This window comes from Streptomyces sp. NPDC099050 (assembly GCF_044759865.1).
In the GTDB taxonomy this organism is placed as follows: domain Bacteria; phylum Actinomycetota; class Actinomycetes; order Streptomycetales; family Streptomycetaceae; genus Streptomyces.
Window position 1 is genome coordinate 161,115 of the sequence record NZ_JBIWAE010000002.1, and the last position, 17,414, is coordinate 178,528.

Sequence of the window (17,414 nt, forward strand, 5' to 3'; positions counted from 1 at the left end):
CCGCTCAGCCCACCGGGAGGATCGCGTGCACCCGGTAGCCGCCCCCGAAGCGGGGGCCGGCGAAGCAGGAGCCGCCCAGGGCCACGGCCCGCTCGCGCATGCCGAGCAGGCCGTGCCCGCCGCCGGGGTCGCGGGGCTCCGGCGAGGGATCGGCCGCGGAGCCGCCGTCGTCCAGCACGGTCACCTCCACCGAGCCGCCCACGCGCACCACGCTGACCTCGGCGCCGGCCCCCGGCCCCGCGTGCTTGCGGACGTTGGTCAGCGCCTCCTGGATCACCCGGTACGCCGCGAGGTCCACGGCGGCGGGCAGCGGAACCGCGGCGGCCGGGCCCAGCTGGACGATGACCTTCACCGGGAGCCCGGCGTGCCGGAAGGTGCCCACCAGGTCGTCGAGGACGGCCAGACCGGGCGCCGGTTCGGTCGGCGCCTCCGGGTCGCCGGACTGGCGCAGCAGTCCGACGGTCGCCCGCAGCTCGTTCAGGGCCGAGCGGCTGGCGTCCCGTACGTGCGCCAGCGCCTCCTTGGCCTGGTCCGGGCGCTTGTCCATGACGTGCGCCGCCACGCCCGCCTGCACGTTGACCAGGGCGATGTGGTGGGCCACCACGTCGTGCAGGTCCCGGGCGATCCGCAGCCGCTCCTCGGCGACCCGCCGCCGGGCCTCCTCCTCACGGGTCCGCTCGGCGCGCTCGGCCCGCTCCTGGATGGCGTCGACGAAGGCCCGCCGGCTGCGCACCGCGTCCCCGGCGGCCGCGGCCATGCCGGTCCAGGCGAAGATGCCGAGGTTCTCCTGCGCGTACCAGGGCAGCGGCCCGGCCAGCATGGCCACCCCCGTCAGCCCGGCCATGGTGAGCAGGCCGAGCTTCCAGGTGGTGGGCCGGTCGGTGCGGGCGGCCACCGTGTACAGGGCGATCACCGTGCACATGGCGACGGGCGCCCGCGGCTCCCCGGTGGTCAGTTCCAGCAGCGAGAGCCCGACGGCCACGGCCAGCACCGCGCGCGGCCGCCGGCGCCGCAGCACCAGGGCGGCGGCGCCGAGCACCATGAGGACCAGCGAGAAGGGCTCGGGCGTGCGGGTCCCGAAGGTCGGACCGTGCTCCCCGTGCGGGTCGGCGAAGGACCCGACGACCATGGCGACGAGTGCCCCGAACGCCAGTACGGCATCGGTGGCCAGCGGATGGTCCCGCATCCACTGCCGTGTGGGCGCGAGCGGCCCGAGGTGTGTCGTCACCCCGATACGGTACGGCCCCGCACGCGTTCTCAGACCCCTGGCGGCGGTACGGGAGGCGTCCCGGGCGGGACCGGGGGAGGGGGCGGGACCGCGGGCGGCGTCCCGGCCGGGGGCAGCCCCAGCGGGGCGCGGGATCGCTCCGGGCCCCACTTGGCGCGCACCAGACAGATCAGCATCACCGAGGCGATGGCGGCCAGGTGCTCCTTGCCCGCCAGGTTGTCCTTGAAGAGCAGCTCGCCGATCATGACCAGGATCACGACGGAGCCGGTCACGTAGGCCCGGTAGCGCCAGCAGACGTACACGGCGAGCCCGACCACCGCCGCCGAGGGCCCGGTGTCGTTGACGATCCGGTCCGAATCGGGCAGGCCGAAGGGGTGGTCCGGGCCCAGCGAGATCCCGATCCGCGCGTAGGTGGTTCCGGCCAGGGTGGCCACGTAGCCGATGACCAGCGTGCGCCACCAGCCGATGCAGATCTCCGAGATCCCGAAGACGAGCAGGATCTGCGCGAGCGCCCCCCACACCGGCAGGTCCAGCGCCGGGACGAACAGCGACAGCGGGGTCCGCAGCAGGGCCAGCCAGAGCGGGTCCACCGCTTTGACCGACCCGAGGTCCTGCACCGGCTGGAAGCCCCATGACGTCTGCTGGACGATCTGGAAGACGGCCGTCAGGCAGACCGCGCCGAGGGTCATCGGGATCGCCCGCCACGTGTCTCGGACGAGCGCGTCCCGGACCGTCCGGTACAGGGGCCCCCACTCGCGGCGGGCGAACCGCCGCAGTGAGGCAGTGGTCAACGCTTGCTCTCCAGATGTCTGCGGTGCATCCACTTCGGCAGCCCGGGTGCTTCCAGGAAGCCCTCGGCCCGGCCCGCGGCGATGCCGATCCGCAGCAGGTCCGAACTCTTCTCGAAGAGCATGAACCGCGGTTCCCAGATCGGCCGGTATTTGGCGTTGGCCCGGTAGAGGGACTCGATCTGCCACCAGCGCGAGAAGAAGCTCAGCAGCGAGCGCCACAGACGCAGCACCGGACCGGCGCCGAGCTTCGACCCGCGCTCGAAGACGGAACGGAACATCGCGAAGTTCAGCGAGACCTGTGTGACCCCGATCTCCTTCGACCGCTCCAGGAGTTCGATGACCATGAACTCCATCAGGCCGTTCTCGGAATCCCGGTCACGGCGCATCAGGTCCAGGGAGAGGCCCTTGGGTCCCCAGGGCACGAAGGACAGTACGGCGCGCAGTTCGCCCGTGCCGTCGAAGCACTCCAGCATCACGCACTGGCCGTCGCCGGGATCGCCCAGCCGGCCCAGTGCCATGGAGAAGCCGCGCTCGGTCGCGCCGTCGCGCCAGTCGTCGGCGCGCCGCAGGAGTACGTCCATCTCCTCGGCCGGGATGTCGGCGTGACGGCGGATGCGGACGGTGTACCCGGCCCGCTTGACGCGGTTGTACGCCTGGCGGACGGTGCGCATGGCGCGGCCCTCCAGGGTGAACTCGTCGGTCTCGACGATGGCCTCGTCGCCCAGCTCCAGCGCGTCCAGTCCGTGCCGGGCGTAGATCTGCCCGGCCTCCTCGCTCGCGCCCATCACGGCGGGCACCCAGCCGTGCTCGCGGGCCTCGGCCAGCCACGGGTCGATGGCGCCGGGCCAGGCCTCGGGGTCGCCGATCGGGTCGCCGGAGGCCAGCGAGACCCCGCCGACCACGCGGTAGGTGACCGCGGCCTTGCCGGTGGGGGACCAGATGACGGACTTCTCGCGGCGCAGCGCGAAGTAGCCCAGTGAGTCGCGGTCCCCGTGCCGGGCGAGCAGCAGGCGCAGCTTCTCCTCGTCCTCCTCGCCGAGCGGGTCCACGGCGCGGCGCGAGCGGAAGGCCGCGAAGAGGACGGCGAGCAGCAGCAGCGTGGACATGACGTTGATCGCCACGTCCACCCAGCCCGGGGTGGTGATCGTGTTGTACGCCTTGTCGTCCGGGGCCAGGGTCACCAGCCGCATCACGCCGTACCGCCAGCGGGCCAGGAAGGTGGCGTCCGCGGCGTCCGGGTCGGTGTTGGTCGCGCCGACGACCAGGGCGGCGACCAGCGAGGTCACCAGCAGGCCGACGGAGGCGACCAGGCTGGCCAGCAGCGGGTTGGAGCGGTCGCCCTTGGCGTAGAACTCCCGGCGGCCCAGCAGCAGGGCGCCGACGAAGAGCGCGGTCAGCCCGAAGGCCACCCAGTTCTGCGGGTGGACGCGGAACTCCGGGTAGCAGAACTCGTACCCGCCCCCCGAGCACGGGGTGAAGGAGGCGACGGCGGCCATCGCGAAGGCCGCCAGCAGCAGCCCGCTCAGCACCAGGTTCAGGATCCAGGCCGCGCGTTTGCGGCGGCCCATGGTGACGGTGAGCAGCAGCGAGAAGGCCGCGGAGGCGAAGCCCGCCGTGAGCAGGTACGGGGTGTAGAAATCGGCGGTGCTGTGCCGGCGCAGGTCCTGGCCGAGCGAGAACCACACCGCGCTGAGCAGGTTGACGAAGGTGACGGCGCGCAAGTACCACACCGCGAAGGCGGCGCCGCGCCGCGAGCGGACGCTTCCCCGGCCGGTTTCCCGGGTGTTCCCCTGGGCATTGGCCTGGCCGTTCCCCCGCCCGCCCCCCGGATTGTTTCTGCCGTTCGGATCCCCACCGGTTCCTCGGTCGGTCTTCCGATCGGTCTCTGCGCTGGTCAAACGGACCTCTCCCATAAAAAGCGATGATATGGGGCATCGCGGTCCGTGCTGGGCTCCCTGAGGGCCGCGGCCTGGTCAGGACCGCGTGCCCCGGGGACTCATTCGGTCGGCTCGGCCGCCCTCTCGGGGAGTTCCGCCGCGAGTGCGGCGGCCGCCTGGACGAGGGGGAGGGCCAGCAGCGCCCCGGTTCCTTCTCCCACAGTGACGCCGTGGTCGAGGACGGGGTTGAGCGCCATCCGGTCCAGGGCCTTCGCCTGGCCCGGCTCTCCGCTGGCCTGTCCGGCCAGCCACCAGTCCGGGGCCCGGAAGGCGGCCCGCTGGGCCACCAGCCCGCAGGCCGCCGAGACGACCCCGTCGAGGATCACGGGGGTGCGGCGCACCGCGCACTGGAGCAGGAAGCCGGTGATCGCCGCGACGTCGGCCCCGCCGACGGTGGCGAGCAGCGCGACCTGATCCCCGAGGACGGGCCGGGCGCGTCGCAGCGCGTCGCGGATCGCCGCGCACTTGCGCATCCAGGTCAGGTCGTCGATCGGCATGCCGCCGCGGCCGGTGACCACGGAGGCGTCCGTACCGCACAGGGCGGCGACGAGGGTCGCGGCGACGGTGGTCCCGCCGACGCTCAGGTCGCCGAGGACGACCAGGTCGGTCCCCGAGTCGGCCTCCTCGTCGGCGATCTGGATCCCGAGGCGCAGCGCCGCCTCGGCCTCCTCGGTCGTCAGCGCGTCCTCCACGTCGATCCGCCCGCTGCCGCGCCGGACGCGGTGCTTGGTGATCTCCTGGGGCAGCAGGTCGAGATGGCAGTCCAGCCCGGCGTCCACGATCCGTACGGAGGCGCCGAGCCGCCCGGCCAGCACCGCCACCGGGCTCCGCCCGTCCAGGACGGCCCGCACCAGCTCGTGGGCGCTGCCGGCGGGACGTACGGAAACCCCCTCGGAGGCCACCCCGTGGTCCGCGGCGAACAGCACGACGCGCGGCCGCTCGATCGGCTTGACCGGCACCCGGCCCTGCGCGGCGGCGAGCCACTCGGCGAGTTCGTCGAGCCGCCCCAGCGCCCCGACCGGCACGGCCAGCCGTTCACGGCGTTCCTCGGCGTCACGCCGGACGCCCCCGTCGGGGCGCTCGATCAGATCGGAGAAGTCGTCGAGATTCAGCGTGGTCATTTGCCAGAGGGTACAGCGGCTCCCCGGGCGGCCCGAACGGTCCGTGCACCACCTTTCACCGCCGGTCCCCGCGGTTACTGCTTCAGGACCAGCGCCTGCCCCGCCACCACCAGGAGGACGTGCTCGCACTCCCCGGCGACCCCCGCGTTCAGCCGCCCCAGCTCGTCGCGGAACCGGCGCCCCGACGCGGTCGCGGGGACCACGCCCGAGCCGACCTCGTTGCTCACCAGCACCACCGGCCTGCGGGTCGCGCGGACGGCCGCCACGAGTTCCGCCGTCCGTTCCCGCAGCTCAGCGGCGCCCTTGTCCGCCCACACCGCGTCGTCCCAGGCTCCGGCCCGGTCCATCGCGTCCGTGAGCCACAGCGCCAGGCAGTCGATGAGCAGCGCCGGCCCCTCCTGCTCCAGCAGCGGCACCAGATCGCAGGTCTCCACCGTCCGCCAGGACGAGGCCCTGCGCTCGCGGTGCAGCCCGATCCGCGCGGCCCACTCCGCGTCGCCCTCGCGGGTGCCGCCCGTGGCCACGTAGACGACCTCCGGGTAGCCGGCCAGCCGGCGCTCGGCCTCGTACGACTTGCCCGACCGGGCTCCGCCCAGGACCAGGGTCCGCCGCGGCACCTCGGGCGCCGGCCGGTACTCCCCGGCCGCCACCGTGGTCCCGTCCGCCACCGTCCGCGCGCCCGCGGCGGCGCACCGGCGCTCCAGTTCCGCCCCCGGCGGGGTGTCGTGGTCCAGGTGGACCGCGATCACGTCCGTCGACGGGCCCACGGCCCCGCTGGCCCGCAGCCGCGCCAGCGCCTCCGGCCGGCCGAGCACGTCCGCGAGGACCACGTCGTACGGGCGCCGCCCGCTGGTGCCCGCGGTCCCGGCCGGGGCCCCGCCCGGCGGCAGGTACAGCATCCGGGCGCCGTCCGGCCCGGTCACCTCGTACCCGGTGCCCGGCGCGTCCATCGGCACCGCCCGCACCCGGTGCCCCGAGATCACCGCGAGCTCCCGCCCGTCCGGCACCCGCCCGGCCGCCGGCAGCCCCGGCGGCAGCTCGACGGCGGGGCCGTCGTGCGGGTGGGTCAGCAGGACCTGCCGTACGGCGGCCAGCGAATGCCCCGCCCGGGCACCGGCGAGCACTGCCCCGGGGGTCAGGTCCAGGAGCAGCGCCCCGTCCACGAGCACGGAGGTGGCGGCGCGCGCCCGGGGCCCCACGGAGAGCGCGCACGCGGCGCAGGGACAGCCGGGGCGGGGCAGTCCTTCGGGTGTGCCGGTGCCGAGCAGAGTGAGTTCCACAGGATGATCCTCCCGCGTCGCCGGGACTGCTGCGCGCCCGGTTAGTCTGCGGGCACACTCAAGGCGAGAAGCGTGTGAGAAGCGGACGAGCAACGGAGGCGGACATGGCGTGGACGTGGCGGTTCGAGACGGCCGACGGCAGCGAGACGAGCCCGTCGGTGGTGCCGGAGGAGTTCACCACGCAGGGGGACGCCGAATCCTGGATCGGCGAGTACTGGAAGGACCTGCTGGAGGGCGGTACCGAACAGGTGAAGCTGTCCGACGACACCGGGGTCCAGCTCTACACGATGAGCCTGCGCGAGGCCGCGGAACTCTGAGCGGCGCCGGCCGGCGCTGACCGGCCGACCAGCTGACCGGCGCTGACCGGTTCCGGCCGGGTACGCGAGAGCCCGGACCCCCTCAGGGGGTCCGGGCTCTGCCGTGCGAAGGGCGGGCTCGGGCGCTCAGCCCCGTACGCCGCACAAGTGCAGCAGCGCGGCGACCCCGCGGTAGGGGTCGGTCCGCCCGGCGCGGTCCTCGGCGGCGAGCAGCCGCTCCAGTTCCGCGTCGGCGGGCAGCTCGTTCGCGGCCTCGGTGCCGTCGGTGAAGACGCGCACGCCGTACCAGGTCTGCAGCGGGGCGCCGATCCCGGACAGGGTCGCGGTCAGCGTCGCCAGCCGGTCGGCGCGCACGTCCAGGCCCAGCCGGTTCGTGTAGTCGACGCCGTCGAAGGCGGTCAGCGCGGCCGTCCAGTCGCCGTGCAGACCGGGCCGCATGGCGAGGGCGTCGCCGTTGCGCACCAGCAGGGACAGCAGCCCGCCGGGGGCCAGCATCCGGGCGAGCCCGGCGAGCATGGCGTCCGGCTCGGGGACGTACATGAGCACGCCGTGGCAGAGCACGACGTCGAAGCTGCCCGGCAGGAAGTGCGCGCCGGTCTCCCGGCCGTCGCCCTCCATGAGGCGGACGCGGTCCTGGATCCCGGGGGGCTCGGCGGCCAGCACCTCGCGGGCGACGGCAAGCATCGCCGGATCCTGCTCGAGTCCGGTCACCATGTGCCCGGCGCGGGCCAGGCGCAGTGCCTGCGTGCCCTGGCCCATGCCGACGTCGAGGACGCGCAGCCGCTGTCCCACCGGGAAGCGGTGCGCGATCTGCTCGTCGACCTGACGGCCGACGAGCTCCTGGCGCACCGCGTTACGGAGCCCGCCCAGGCCTTCCAGCCACAGCCGGGCCCCGTCCGCGAAGCCACCCCCGCCGAACGCTCCGGGCGTTCCTCGGCTCAGGGCCGTTCCCCGCGCTTGACCTGCGGCTTCGGCAGACGCAGCCGGCGCATCTGGAGGGTGCGCATCAGGCCGTACGCGACGGCGCCGCGCTTGGGCTCGTCCGGGAAGCGCTGGTTCAGGGCCTTGCGCAGGCGGATGAACATGCCGACGGAGTCGACGATGATCAGCGCGATCACGCCGAGCCACAGCAGCAGCGCGATGTTCTGGATGGACGGCACCCGCACCATGCTCAGCACCAGGATGATCACGGCCAGCGGCAGGAACATCTCGGCGACGGAGAAGCGGGAGTCCACGAAGTCGCGCACGTACCGGCGCACGGGGCCCTTGTCCCGGTTGGGCAGATAACGCTCGTCACCATTGGCGAGGGCCTCGCGCTGCTTGGTCATCTCGACCCGGCGGCGCTCACGAGCCCGCTTGGCATCCTCCTTGCGGTTGCCGGTCGAAGCCACCACTGCCTTGCGCTGCGACTGGGCCACAGCACGCTTCGGCGTCGGGCGGCCCTTCGGGGCCTGAGGGTCACGGGACTGGGAGAGGTCGGCGCTCACCTTGTCGGTGGCGGCGTCCTTCTCTTCCTTGGAGGATCGGCTACCAAACACAAACCCAAGGGTACGTGGTTGCGGGCGCGCGCCCCATCCCGGCGGGGAACGATCCGGCAACGGCGGGCGTCCTTCCTGGGGGGAGCACCTACTCCTTACGCCTGACTCGGCGGACGAGCAGTCGTCCTGGAGGAGGAGCGCATCCCCGCTCGAACAGTGCGGTAATAGAGACAGGGCCCGTACTGTGGGTCTTGTTGGTGACCTGGAGCACAGTCCGTCTAGAAGGGGGCGCGCGAAGCCCATGAGCGGTGTCATGAAGCGTATGGGGATGATCTTCCGCGCGAAGGCGAACAAGGCCCTGGACCGGGCCGAGGACCCGCGCGAGACCCTCGACTACTCGTACCAGAAGCAGCTCGAACTGCTTCAGAAGGTGCGCCGCGGCGTCGCCGACGTGGCGACCTCCCGCAAGCGGCTGGAGCTGCAGCTGAACCAGCTCCAGGGCCAGTCCAGCAAGCTGGAGGACCAGGGCCGCAAGGCGCTGGCCCTGGGCCGCGAGGACCTGGCCCGCGAGGCCCTGTCCCGCCGCGCCTCGCTGCAGCAGCAGGTCAGCGACCTGGAGGTGCAGCACCAGACCCTCCAGGGCGAGGAGGAGAAGCTGACCCTCGCCGCCCAGCGGCTCCAGGCCAAGGTGGACGCCTTCCGCACCAAGAAGGAGACCATCAAGGCCACGTACACGGCCGCCCAGGCGCAGACGCGGATCGCCGAGTCCTTCTCCGGCATCTCCGAGGAGATGAGCGACGTCGGCCTCGCCATCCAGCGCGCCGAGGACAAGACGGCGCAGCTCCAGGCCCGCGCCGGCGCGATCGACGAGCTGCTCGCCTCCGGAGCGCTCAGCGACGCGAGCGGGCTCGCCAAGGACGACCTCCAAGCCGAGCTGGACCGCATCTCGGGCGGTTCGGACGTGGAGCTGGAGCTCCAGCGCATGAAGGCCGAGCTGGCGGGCGGCCCCTCCGCCCAGAATCCGGCCATCGAGGGCGGCGCCCCGGGCGCCGGCCAGCAGTCGCCGACCCAGCACCGGTTCGACAAGCAGTAGGACGGGGCCCGTCATGATTGTCCGCATCATGGGGGAAGGTCAGCTGGAGCTGGCGGACAGCCACTTCAGCGAGCTCAACAAGCTGGACGACGAACTGCTCGCGGCGATGGAGAGCGGTGACGAGGAGGGCTTCCGGCGCACGCTGGGCGAGCTGCTCGCCGCCGTACGGCGGCTCGGCGAGCCGCTGCCCGACGAGGCGCTGGAGCCGTCCGAGCTGATCCTGCCCGCGCCCGACGCCTCGCTGGACGAGGTGCGGGAGATGCTCCGCGACGACGGGCTGATCCCGGGCTGATGCCGGCCTGCTGCCGGGCTGATCCCTGGGCCGTACCCGGCTGACCGCGCGCAGACGGGAAGGAGAAGGGCCCGCCCCCATTCGGCGGGCCCTCCTCCGTCAGTGCGACTCCTTCTCGGAAGTCCGTTCCCCGTCCGGGGTCCCGCCGATGAAGTTCTCGAACCTGCGCCGCGGCGAGGACCACCGGCGGTCGTGGTGGAAGGCGCGCAGCTGGGCCTTGGCGCGGGCCTTCGGACGGTTCGCGTAGAGCTTCTTCGCGTACGGGGAACCGGGCCGGGCGAGCCGGACCGCGCCGATCAGCGCGACGAAGGGGATGACCGTGCCGAAGAAGGCGGTGCGCGCCTTGCCCTTCCACAGGGCGATCAGGGCGAGGAAGAAGTTGGTCGCGGTGTTCATGGCGACCAGTCCGCGGTTGTGCCGTTCGTCCTCGGTGAGGTCGTTGACCCCGAAGGGCAGGAAGCCGCCCAGCACCAGCGCCACGATCGCCGCCGTCAGGACCACGATCTCCACGCTCTTGCGGCCCTGCTCGCTCCAGTAGACGTCGTCCAGGTGCAGGATCAGCGCGAACTCGTCCAGCACCAGCCCCGCGCCGAGCCCGAAGATCACGGCCGACAGGCCCGCCCCGAAGCTGTGCCGGGCGCTCCCGATCGCACCGAAGCCACCGATGATCACGAGGATCACGCCCGGGACCACGTGGTGGATGTGCATCCCGCCCGGCGTGACGTTCTTGAAGGGGCCCCGGCCCGCCCGGATCATCCGGGTGATCACGCGGGTGACCAGGAAGGACAGGACGAAGGAGACCAGCGCGAGGAGCAGCGGGAGCTTCCCCGGCTCCATGATGTTGCGATACCACCAGTGACCCATGCCACCACCTCCCGATTTGGGGTGTATTGGGTAACTTACCGGTCCTGTCGAGCGGGTAGCGTTCGCGCCGATGACAGATTCGTACGACGGCCCGTCCCCGACCCCGCCCCCGGAGCGCGCCTCGCTGCTCGACGGGGTGCGCTTCGCCTTCGGCACGCTCACCGTGCTGCCCACCCGCATCCACCGCTGGGACCGCCCCGCGGCCCGCACCGGCATGGCCTGCGCCCCGCTCGCCGGGCTCGTCGTGGGGCTCCTCGCGGCGGCGCCCGGGGTGGTCCTGCTGCTGTGCGGCGGGGGTCCGCTGCTCGCCGCCGCCGTCACCGTCGCCGTACCGGCGGCCCTGACCCGCGCCCTGCACCTGGACGGCCTCGCCGACACGGTGGACGGCCTGGGCAGCGCCAAGCCGGCCGACACCGCGCTGCGCATCATGAAGCAGTCCGACATCGGGCCCTTCGGCGTGGTGGCACTGGTGTTCCTCCTGCTGGTCCAGGTCGCGGCGCTGGCGAACGTGTACGCCGACAGCTGGACCCGGGGCGCCCTGGCCGCCGTGGTCGCGGCCGTCACCGCCCGGCTCGCCATGACCATGGCCTCCCGCGACGGGATCCCCCCGGCCCGCCCGGAGGGGCTGGGTGCGGCCGTCGCCGGAGCCGTCCCGCGCGAGGCGGCCGTCGCGGTCGCCGTACTCGTGCTGACCCTGTCCGCCGCCGCCGCGCTCCCGCTGGGCCTGCCTGCCGCCGCGCAGCACGCGGCGGCCGTCCTGGCCGCCCTGCTGGCGGCGGAGGCCCTGCTCCGGCGCTGCGTACACCGCTTCGACGGGGTCACCGGGGACGTGTTCGGAGCCCTGGCCGAGGTCTCGGCGACGACCGCCCTGGTCGTACTGGCCCTGGGGTAGGGAAGGCCTTCCGGATCCCGCCCGCCCTGCCGCCCGCCCTGCCGCCCGCCCCGCCGCCCGCCGGGCTCCCGCCGCGCGGGACGACGTAGGGTCGGGGCGTGGAACAGACCCCGAACCAGGCCCCGACGCCCATCCGGGTGCTCCTCGCCGACGACCAGGCCCTGCTGCGCAGCGCGTTCAGGGTGCTCGTCGACTCCGAGTCCGACATGTGTGTCGTCGGGGAGGCCTCCGACGGGGCGCAGGCCTTCGAACTGGCGCGCACGCTCCGGCCCGACGTCGTGCTCATGGACATCCGGATGCCCGGCACCGACGGCCTCGCCGCCACCCGGCTGATCAGCGCCGATGCCGAACTGGCCGAGGTCCGCGTGGTGATGCTGACGACCTTCGAGGTGGACGAGTACGTGGCGGCGGCCCTGCGGGCGGGCGCCTCCGGGTTCCTCGGCAAGGGGGCCGAGCCCGAGGAACTGCTCAACGCCATCCGCGTCGCGGCCGCCGGTGACGCGCTGCTCTCCCCGGCCGCCACCAAGGGGCTCATCGCCACCTTCCTCGCGCAGGGCGGCGGCGAGGGGGCCGCCCCCGCCGCGGGCGCGGCCCACCTACAGCGCCTGGCCGCGCTGACCGGACGCGAGCGCGAGGTCCTCGTCCTGGTGGCGGCGGGCCTGTCCAACGACGAGATCGCCCGCCGGCTGGAAGTCAGCCCGCTCACCGTCAAGACCCACGTGAACCGGGCCATGTCCAAGCTCGGCGCCCGCGACAGGGCGCAATTGGTGGTCATCGCGTACGAATCGGGACTGGTCCGGCCCCGGGCCGAGTAGGGCGCGGGAGTTTCGCCGTACCGCGCGGCGGTTCGGAGTACTCCCGCCTACTGCGAACGCGGTATGCCCCGGATAAGGACGGGACCTGGGGGCGACGTCGGCGTGCCCGTGCCCACGAGAGGCTGAGGGGCCCCGCGCGTGCCCGAAGGCACGGTCCGTCACGCCTCGTAGACGTCACCGCGTCCCTGCAGAGAGATCCCCATAGTCATGTTCCGGCTGTCCCGCTTCAGCCTCGCCCAGAGGGCGCTGATCGGCCTCGTGTCGCTCGTCGCGCTCTTCTTCGGCGCCATAGCCATCCCGCAGCTCAAGCAGCAGCTGCTGCCCTCCATCGACCTGCCGATGGTGTCCGTGCTCGCGCCGTACCAGGGCGCTTCGCCCGACGTGGTGGAGAAGCAGGTCGTCGAACCGATCGAAGCCATGCTCAAGGGCGTCGACGGCATCACCGGCATCACCTCCACCGCCAGCGAGGGCAACGCCCTGATCATGGCGACCTTCGACTACGGCGACGAGGGCACCAAGCAGCTCGTCGCCGACGTCCAGCAGGCCGTCAACCGGGCCCGCGTACGGCTGCCCGCCGAGGTCGACCCGCAGGTGATCGCCGGTTCCACCGACGACATCCCGACCGTGGTCCTCGCCGTCACCTCCGACAAGGACCAGCAGGCGCTGGCGGACCAGCTGACCACGTCCGTGGTCCCCGCGCTGGAGGACATCGCAGGCGTCGGCCAGGTCACCGTGGACGGGGTGCGGGACCTCCAGGTCACGGTCACCCCCGACGAGGCCAAGCTCGCCGCCGCCGGCCTCGACGGCGCGGCCCTGGCCCAGGGCCTCCAGGCGGGCGGCGCCACCGTCCCCGCCGGCTCCTTCGACGAGGCGGGCAAGAACCGCACCGTGCGCGTCGGTTCGGGCTACACCTCGCTCGCCCAGCTGGAGGACCTGCGCCTCACCGCCGGACCGGGCAAGCCCGCCGTCCGCCTCGGCGACGTGGCGAGCGTGAAGCAGGAGCCGGCCAAGGCCGACTCCCTCACCCGCACCAACGGCAAGCCCAGCCTCGCCCTGATGCTGACCATGGACAAGGACGGCAGCGCCGTCGCCATCTCGGACGCGGTCAAGGACAGGCTGCCCGAGCTCCGCTCCACCCTCGGCTCCGGCGCCGACCTGACCGTGGTCAGCGACCAGGGCCCGGCCGTCGCCAAGTCCATCTCGGGCCTGACCACCGAGGGCCTGCTCGGCCTGGTCTTCGCGGTCGTCGTGATCCTGGTCTTCCTCGGCTCGCTGCGCTCGACGCTGGTCACCGCGGTCTCCATCCCGCTGTCCGTCGTCCTCGCGCTGATCGTGCTGTGGACCCGCGACCTCTCCCTCAACATGCTGACGCTGGGCGCCCTCACCATCGCCATCGGCCGGGTCGTCGACGACTCGATCGTGGTCCTGGAGAACATCAAGCGCCACCTCGGCTACGGCGAGGAGCGGCAGCACGCGATCATCACCGCGGTCAAGGAGGTGGCCGGCGCGGTCACCTCCTCCACGCTCACCACCGTCGCCGTCTTCCTGCCGATCGCCTTCGTCGGCGGCATGGTCGGCCAGTTCTTCGGCCCCTTCTCCATCACCGTCACCGCGGCCCTGCTGGCCTCGCTGCTCGTCTCCCTGACGGTCGTGCCGGTGCTCTCGTACTGGTTCCTGCGCACGCCGAAGGGCGTCAGCGAGGGGGACGCCGCGAGCATCGAGAAGGCCCGCCGCGAGGCCGAGGAGAAGGAGTCCCGCAGCAAGCTCCAGCGGTTCTACGTACGGGCGCTGGGCCTGGTCACCCGCCGCCGGGTCGCCACCCTGATCGTCGCCGCCGTGGTGTTCGTCGCGACGCTGGGCATGACCCCGCTGCTCAAGACGAACTTCTTCGACCAGGGCGAGCAGGAAGTCCTCAGCATCAAGCAGCAGTTGCCGCCGGGCACCTCGCTGGCCGCCGCGGACGAGGCGAGCCGCAAGGTCGAGAAGGTCCTGGACGGCACCGACGGGGTCAAGGACTACCAGGTCACCGTCGGCTCCTCCGGCTTCATGGCCGCTTTCGGCGGCGGTACCGGCTCCAACCAGGCCTCGTACCAGGTCACGCTGGAGGACTCGGGGAAGACCGAGTCCGCCAAGAAGCACATCGAGACCGCCCTCAAGGGGCTCGACGGCGTGGGCGAGACCACCATCGCGGCCGGCGACGGCTTCGGCAGCCAGAACCTCAGCGTGGTCGTCAAGGCCGGTGACGGGGCCGTCCTGGCCAAGGCCGCCGAGCAGGTCCGCGCCGAGGTGGCGAAGATCGAGGACGTCACCGACGTCCAGAGCGACCTGTCCCAGTCCGTGCCCCGGATCTCGGTCACCGCCACCCCCAAGGCGGCGGAGTTCGGCCTGAACCAGGCGGCGCTCGGCGCCATCGTCGGCCAGGCCGTACGCGGCAACCCGGCGGGCAAGGCCGTACTGGACGACACCGAGCGGGACATCGTCATCAAGTCCGCTCAGCCGGCCACCACCCTGGCCCAGCTGCGGGCGCTGCCCGTCGGCCCCGTGAAGCTCGGCGACATCGCCGAGGTCAAGGAGGTCCCCGGCCCCGTCGCGATGACCCGGATCGACGGCGCCCGCGCCGCGACCATCAGCGCGAAGCCGATCGGCGACAACACCGGCGCCGTCAGCTCCACCCTGCAGTCGAAGATCAAGGCCCTGGACCTGCCCGAGGGCGCCACGGCCACCATCGGCGGCGTCGGACAGGACCAGAGCGAGGCCTTCGGCCAGCTGGGCCTGGCCATGCTCGCGGCCATCGCGATCGTGTTCATGCTGCTGGTCGCCACGTTCCGCTCGCTGGTCCAGCCGCTGATCCTGCTGGTCTCGATCCCCTTCGCGGCGACCGGCGCGCTCGGCCTGCTCCTGGTCACCGGCACCCCGCTCGGCGTCCCGGCGATGATCGGCATGCTGATGCTCATCGGCATCGTCGTGACCAACGCGATCGTCCTGATCGACCTGGTCAACCAGTACCGGGCCCAGGGCTACGGCGTGATCGAGGCGGTCGTCGAGGGCGGCCGCCACCGGCTGCGCCCGATCCTGATGACGGCACTGGCGACGATCTTCGCGCTGCTCCCGATGGCGCTGGGCGTCACAGGCGAGGGCGGCTTCATCTCGCAGCCGCTCGCGGTGGTCGTCATCGGCGGCCTGATCAGCTCCACCGTGCTGACCCTGCTCCTGGTGCCGACCCTCTACACGATGCTGGAGCTCCGCAAGGAGCGCCGCAGCGCGAAGAAGAGGGCCCGCCTGACCGTGGTCCCGGCCCCGGCCGCCCCGGCGGACGAGGAGAGCCCGGTCAAGGTCTGACCGGGCGGGAACCCGTACACGCCGAAGGGCCGCTCCTCCCGGGAGGAGCGGCCCTTCGGTCATTGCCGGCGGCCGGGCTACGGAAGCGCGAGCATCCGCTCCAGGGCGAGCTTGGCGAAGCTCTCGGTCTCCTTGTCGACCTGGATCTGGTTGACGAGGTTGCCCTCGGCCAGGGACTCCAGGGTCCACACCAGGTGGGGAAGGTCGATGCGGTTCATGGTCGAGCAGAAGCAGACCGTCTTGTCGAGGAAGACGACCTCCTTGTCCTCCGCGGCGAAACGGTTCGCCAGTCGCTGGACGAGGTTCAGCTCGGTGCCGATGGCCCACTTGGAGCCGGCCGGGGCCGCCTCCAGCGCCTTGATGATGTACTCGGTGGAGCCGACGTAGTCCGCGGCCGCCACGACCTCGTGCTTGCACTCCGGGTGGACCAGGACGTTCACGCCGGGAATGCGGGCGCGCACGTCGTTGACCGAGTCGACCGAGAAACGGCCGTGCACCGAGCAGTGGCCGCGCCACAGGATCATCTTGGCGTTCCGCAGCTGCTCGACGGTCAGGCCGCCGTTCGGCTTGTGCGGGTTGTACAGCACGCAGTCGTCGAGGGACAGGCCCATGTCGCGGACGGCGGTGTTGCGGCCCAGGTGCTGGTCCGGGAGGAAGAGGATCTTCTCGCCCTGCTCGAACGCCCACTCCAGGGCCTTCTTGGCGTTGGACGACGTACAGATCGTGCCGCCGTGCTTGCCGGTGAAGGCCTTGATGTCGGCCGAGGAGTTCATGTACGAGACGGGCACCGTGACTCCGGCGACGCCGGCGTCGGTCAGCACGTCCCAGCACTCCGCGACCTGCTCGGCGGTGGCCATGTCGGCCATCGAGCAGCCCGCGGCCAGGTCGGGCAGGACGACCTTCTGGTCGTCCGAGGTCAGGATGTCCGCGGACTCGGCCATGAAGTGGACGCCGCAGAAGACGATGTACTCGGCCTCCGGCCTGGCGGCCGCGTCCTTGGCGAGCTTGAAGGAGTCACCGGTGACGTCGGCGAACTCGATGACCTCGTCACGCTGGTAGTGGTGGCCGAGGATGAAGACCTTGTCCCCGAGCTTCTCCTTGGCGGCACGGGCGCGCGCCACGAGGTCCGGGTCCGACGGCGAGGGCAGGTCGCCGGGGCACTCCACCCCGCGCTCGCTCTTGGGGTCGGCCTCGCGGCCGAGCAGCAGCAGGGCGAGGGGCGTCGGCTGGACGTCCAAGGGCTGGTTGTCCAAAGGCTGGGCGGTGGTCACGACACGCACCCTTTCTGTTCTGCGACAAGGGACTTCTGAAGCCACTCTGAAGCCATCGCTTCGACTTCTCGTCTATTTGACGCTATCTATCATAACTGCTTCACGTCACTTTGACGATGCCGATAGTGTCGATGTGACGAATTCGCCCTCCGGTCGCGGGCGCCTCGCGGGGACCCACCACCGCGCGGTGGTGTGCGAGCATGGAATTTCTGAAACACGCGTCGGGTCCCGGAATGAATCCGCGGCCCCGCTCGTTGCCACCGACGGCAAGAGTCCGACGTTTCCCCGCTCCCGGCGGGGAGCCGCCCACTTCGGGAGTGAATGCAGATGTCCGTACAGGACGAAAAGACCACCGTGAGCGACGGCATCCTCCTGTCCGACGCCGCCGCCGAGAAGGTCAGGACCCTGCTGGAGCAGGAAGGCCGCGATGACCTGGCGCTGCGCGTCGCCGTCCAGCCCGGTGGCTGCTCGGGCCTGCGCTACCAGCTCTTCTTCGACGAGCGCTCCCTCGACGGCGACGTCGTGAAGGACTTCGACGGTGTGAAGGTCGTCACCGACCGGATGAGCTCCCCGTACCTGCACGGTGCGTCCATCGACTTCGTCGACACCATCGAGAAGCAGGGCTTCACGATCGACAACCCGAACGCCACGGGCTCCTGCGCCTGCGGCGACTCGTTCAACTAAGCCCCGCGGGGC

The 17,414-nt window shown here is 72.2% G+C and carries 16 protein-coding genes; 7 read left to right on the plus strand and 9 right to left on the minus strand.

The features are described from left to right. Positions 1 to 4: 4 nt before the first annotated feature. From ACIQV3_RS03735 to ACIQV3_RS03755, 5 genes are all read right to left on the minus strand, one after another. A complete protein-coding gene (locus ACIQV3_RS03735; protein WP_403710132.1) occupies positions 5 to 1,186 on the minus strand; it encodes a sensor histidine kinase in 1,182 nt (393 codons plus the stop codon). Positions 1,187 to 1,257: 71 nt separating this feature from the next. Continuing rightward, a complete protein-coding gene (locus ACIQV3_RS03740) occupies positions 1,258 to 2,019 on the minus strand; it encodes a hypothetical protein (RefSeq protein ID WP_403709417.1) in 762 nt (253 codons plus the stop codon). Next, the gene (locus tag ACIQV3_RS03745; protein ID WP_403709419.1) at positions 2,016 to 3,932 is read right to left on the minus strand and encodes a phosphatidylglycerol lysyltransferase domain-containing protein; all 1,917 of its coding nucleotides are present in this window, start codon (positions 3,930 to 3,932) and stop codon (positions 2,016 to 2,018) included. Before ACIQV3_RS03745 ends, ACIQV3_RS03740 begins: the two co-directional genes overlap by 4 nt. An 83-nt stretch (positions 3,933 to 4,015) precedes the next feature. Further along, positions 4,016 to 5,077, minus strand: a complete 1,062-nt coding sequence (gene cobT / locus ACIQV3_RS03750) for a nicotinate-nucleotide--dimethylbenzimidazole phosphoribosyltransferase (protein WP_403709421.1) — start codon at positions 5,075 to 5,077, stop codon at positions 4,016 to 4,018. Between the two features lie 74 nt (positions 5,078 to 5,151). After that, the gene (locus ACIQV3_RS03755; RefSeq protein WP_403709423.1) at positions 5,152 to 6,357 is read right to left on the minus strand and encodes a bifunctional adenosylcobinamide kinase/adenosylcobinamide-phosphate guanylyltransferase; all 1,206 of its coding nucleotides are present in this window, start codon (positions 6,355 to 6,357) and stop codon (positions 5,152 to 5,154) included. Between the two features lie 104 nt (positions 6,358 to 6,461). Here ACIQV3_RS03755 and ACIQV3_RS03760 point away from each other — a divergent pair, with 104 nt between their 5' ends. Beyond that, positions 6,462 to 6,674, plus strand: coding sequence for a hypothetical protein (locus ACIQV3_RS03760; protein ID WP_403709425.1), 213 nt, complete (start codon positions 6,462 to 6,464; stop codon positions 6,672 to 6,674). 126 nt (positions 6,675 to 6,800) lie between these two features. Here the strand turns inward: ACIQV3_RS03760 and ACIQV3_RS03765 are convergent, their stop codons facing one another. Beyond that, positions 6,801 to 7,523: a class I SAM-dependent methyltransferase gene (locus ACIQV3_RS03765; protein ID WP_403709427.1), complete on the minus strand. Its 723-nt coding sequence runs from the start codon at positions 7,521 to 7,523 to the stop codon at positions 6,801 to 6,803. Positions 7,524 to 7,612: 89 nt separating this feature from the next. Beyond that, a complete protein-coding gene (locus ACIQV3_RS03770) occupies positions 7,613 to 8,212 on the minus strand; it encodes a DUF3043 domain-containing protein (protein WP_243330006.1) in 600 nt (199 codons plus the stop codon). A 241-nt stretch (positions 8,213 to 8,453) separates the two neighbouring features. On the opposite strand from ACIQV3_RS03770, the gene ACIQV3_RS03775 reads away from it, so the two are divergent. Both ACIQV3_RS03775 and ACIQV3_RS03780 read left to right on the plus strand, forming a co-directional pair. Continuing rightward, positions 8,454 to 9,245 (plus strand): PspA/IM30 family protein, encoded by a 792-nt coding sequence (locus ACIQV3_RS03775; protein WP_403709429.1) that lies wholly within the window; start codon positions 8,454 to 8,456, stop codon positions 9,243 to 9,245. Positions 9,246 to 9,258: 13 nt separating this feature from the next. Beyond that, positions 9,259 to 9,537: a hypothetical protein gene (locus tag ACIQV3_RS03780; protein WP_403709431.1), complete on the plus strand. Its 279-nt coding sequence runs from the start codon at positions 9,259 to 9,261 to the stop codon at positions 9,535 to 9,537. Between the two features lie 99 nt (positions 9,538 to 9,636). Here ACIQV3_RS03780 and ACIQV3_RS03785 read toward each other — a convergent pair whose 3' ends face one another. Continuing rightward, entirely contained in the window at positions 9,637 to 10,401 is a 765-nt protein-coding gene (locus ACIQV3_RS03785; protein WP_403709433.1) for a hypothetical protein, read from the minus strand. A gap of 70 nt (positions 10,402 to 10,471) precedes the next feature. Between ACIQV3_RS03785 and ACIQV3_RS03790 the strand changes: the two genes are divergently transcribed. The 3 genes from ACIQV3_RS03790 to ACIQV3_RS03800 all read left to right on the plus strand — a co-directional run bounded on the left by ACIQV3_RS03790 (position 10,472) and on the right by ACIQV3_RS03800 (position 15,447). Then, the gene (locus tag ACIQV3_RS03790) at positions 10,472 to 11,293 is read left to right on the plus strand and encodes an adenosylcobinamide-GDP ribazoletransferase (protein ID WP_403709435.1); all 822 of its coding nucleotides are present in this window, start codon (positions 10,472 to 10,474) and stop codon (positions 11,291 to 11,293) included. Between the two features lie 98 nt (positions 11,294 to 11,391). Further along, positions 11,392 to 12,108: a response regulator gene (locus ACIQV3_RS03795; protein WP_403709437.1), complete on the plus strand. Its 717-nt coding sequence runs from the start codon at positions 11,392 to 11,394 to the stop codon at positions 12,106 to 12,108. A gap of 207 nt (positions 12,109 to 12,315) precedes the next feature. Beyond that, on the plus strand, positions 12,316 to 15,447 hold the full coding sequence (locus ACIQV3_RS03800; RefSeq protein WP_403709439.1) for an efflux RND transporter permease subunit: 3,132 nt from the start codon (positions 12,316 to 12,318) through the stop codon (positions 15,445 to 15,447). Positions 15,448 to 15,524: 77 nt separating this feature from the next. On the opposite strand, the gene nadA is transcribed toward ACIQV3_RS03800, so the two are convergent. Next, on the minus strand, positions 15,525 to 16,727 hold the full coding sequence (nadA, locus tag ACIQV3_RS03805; protein ID WP_403709441.1) for a quinolinate synthase NadA: 1,203 nt from the start codon (positions 16,725 to 16,727) through the stop codon (positions 15,525 to 15,527). Between the two features lie 318 nt (positions 16,728 to 17,045). On the opposite strand from nadA, the gene erpA reads away from it, so the two are divergent. Next, positions 17,046 to 17,402: an iron-sulfur cluster insertion protein ErpA gene (gene erpA, locus ACIQV3_RS03810; RefSeq protein ID WP_243330017.1), complete on the plus strand. Its 357-nt coding sequence runs from the start codon at positions 17,046 to 17,048 to the stop codon at positions 17,400 to 17,402. Positions 17,403 to 17,414 lie beyond the last annotated feature (12 nt).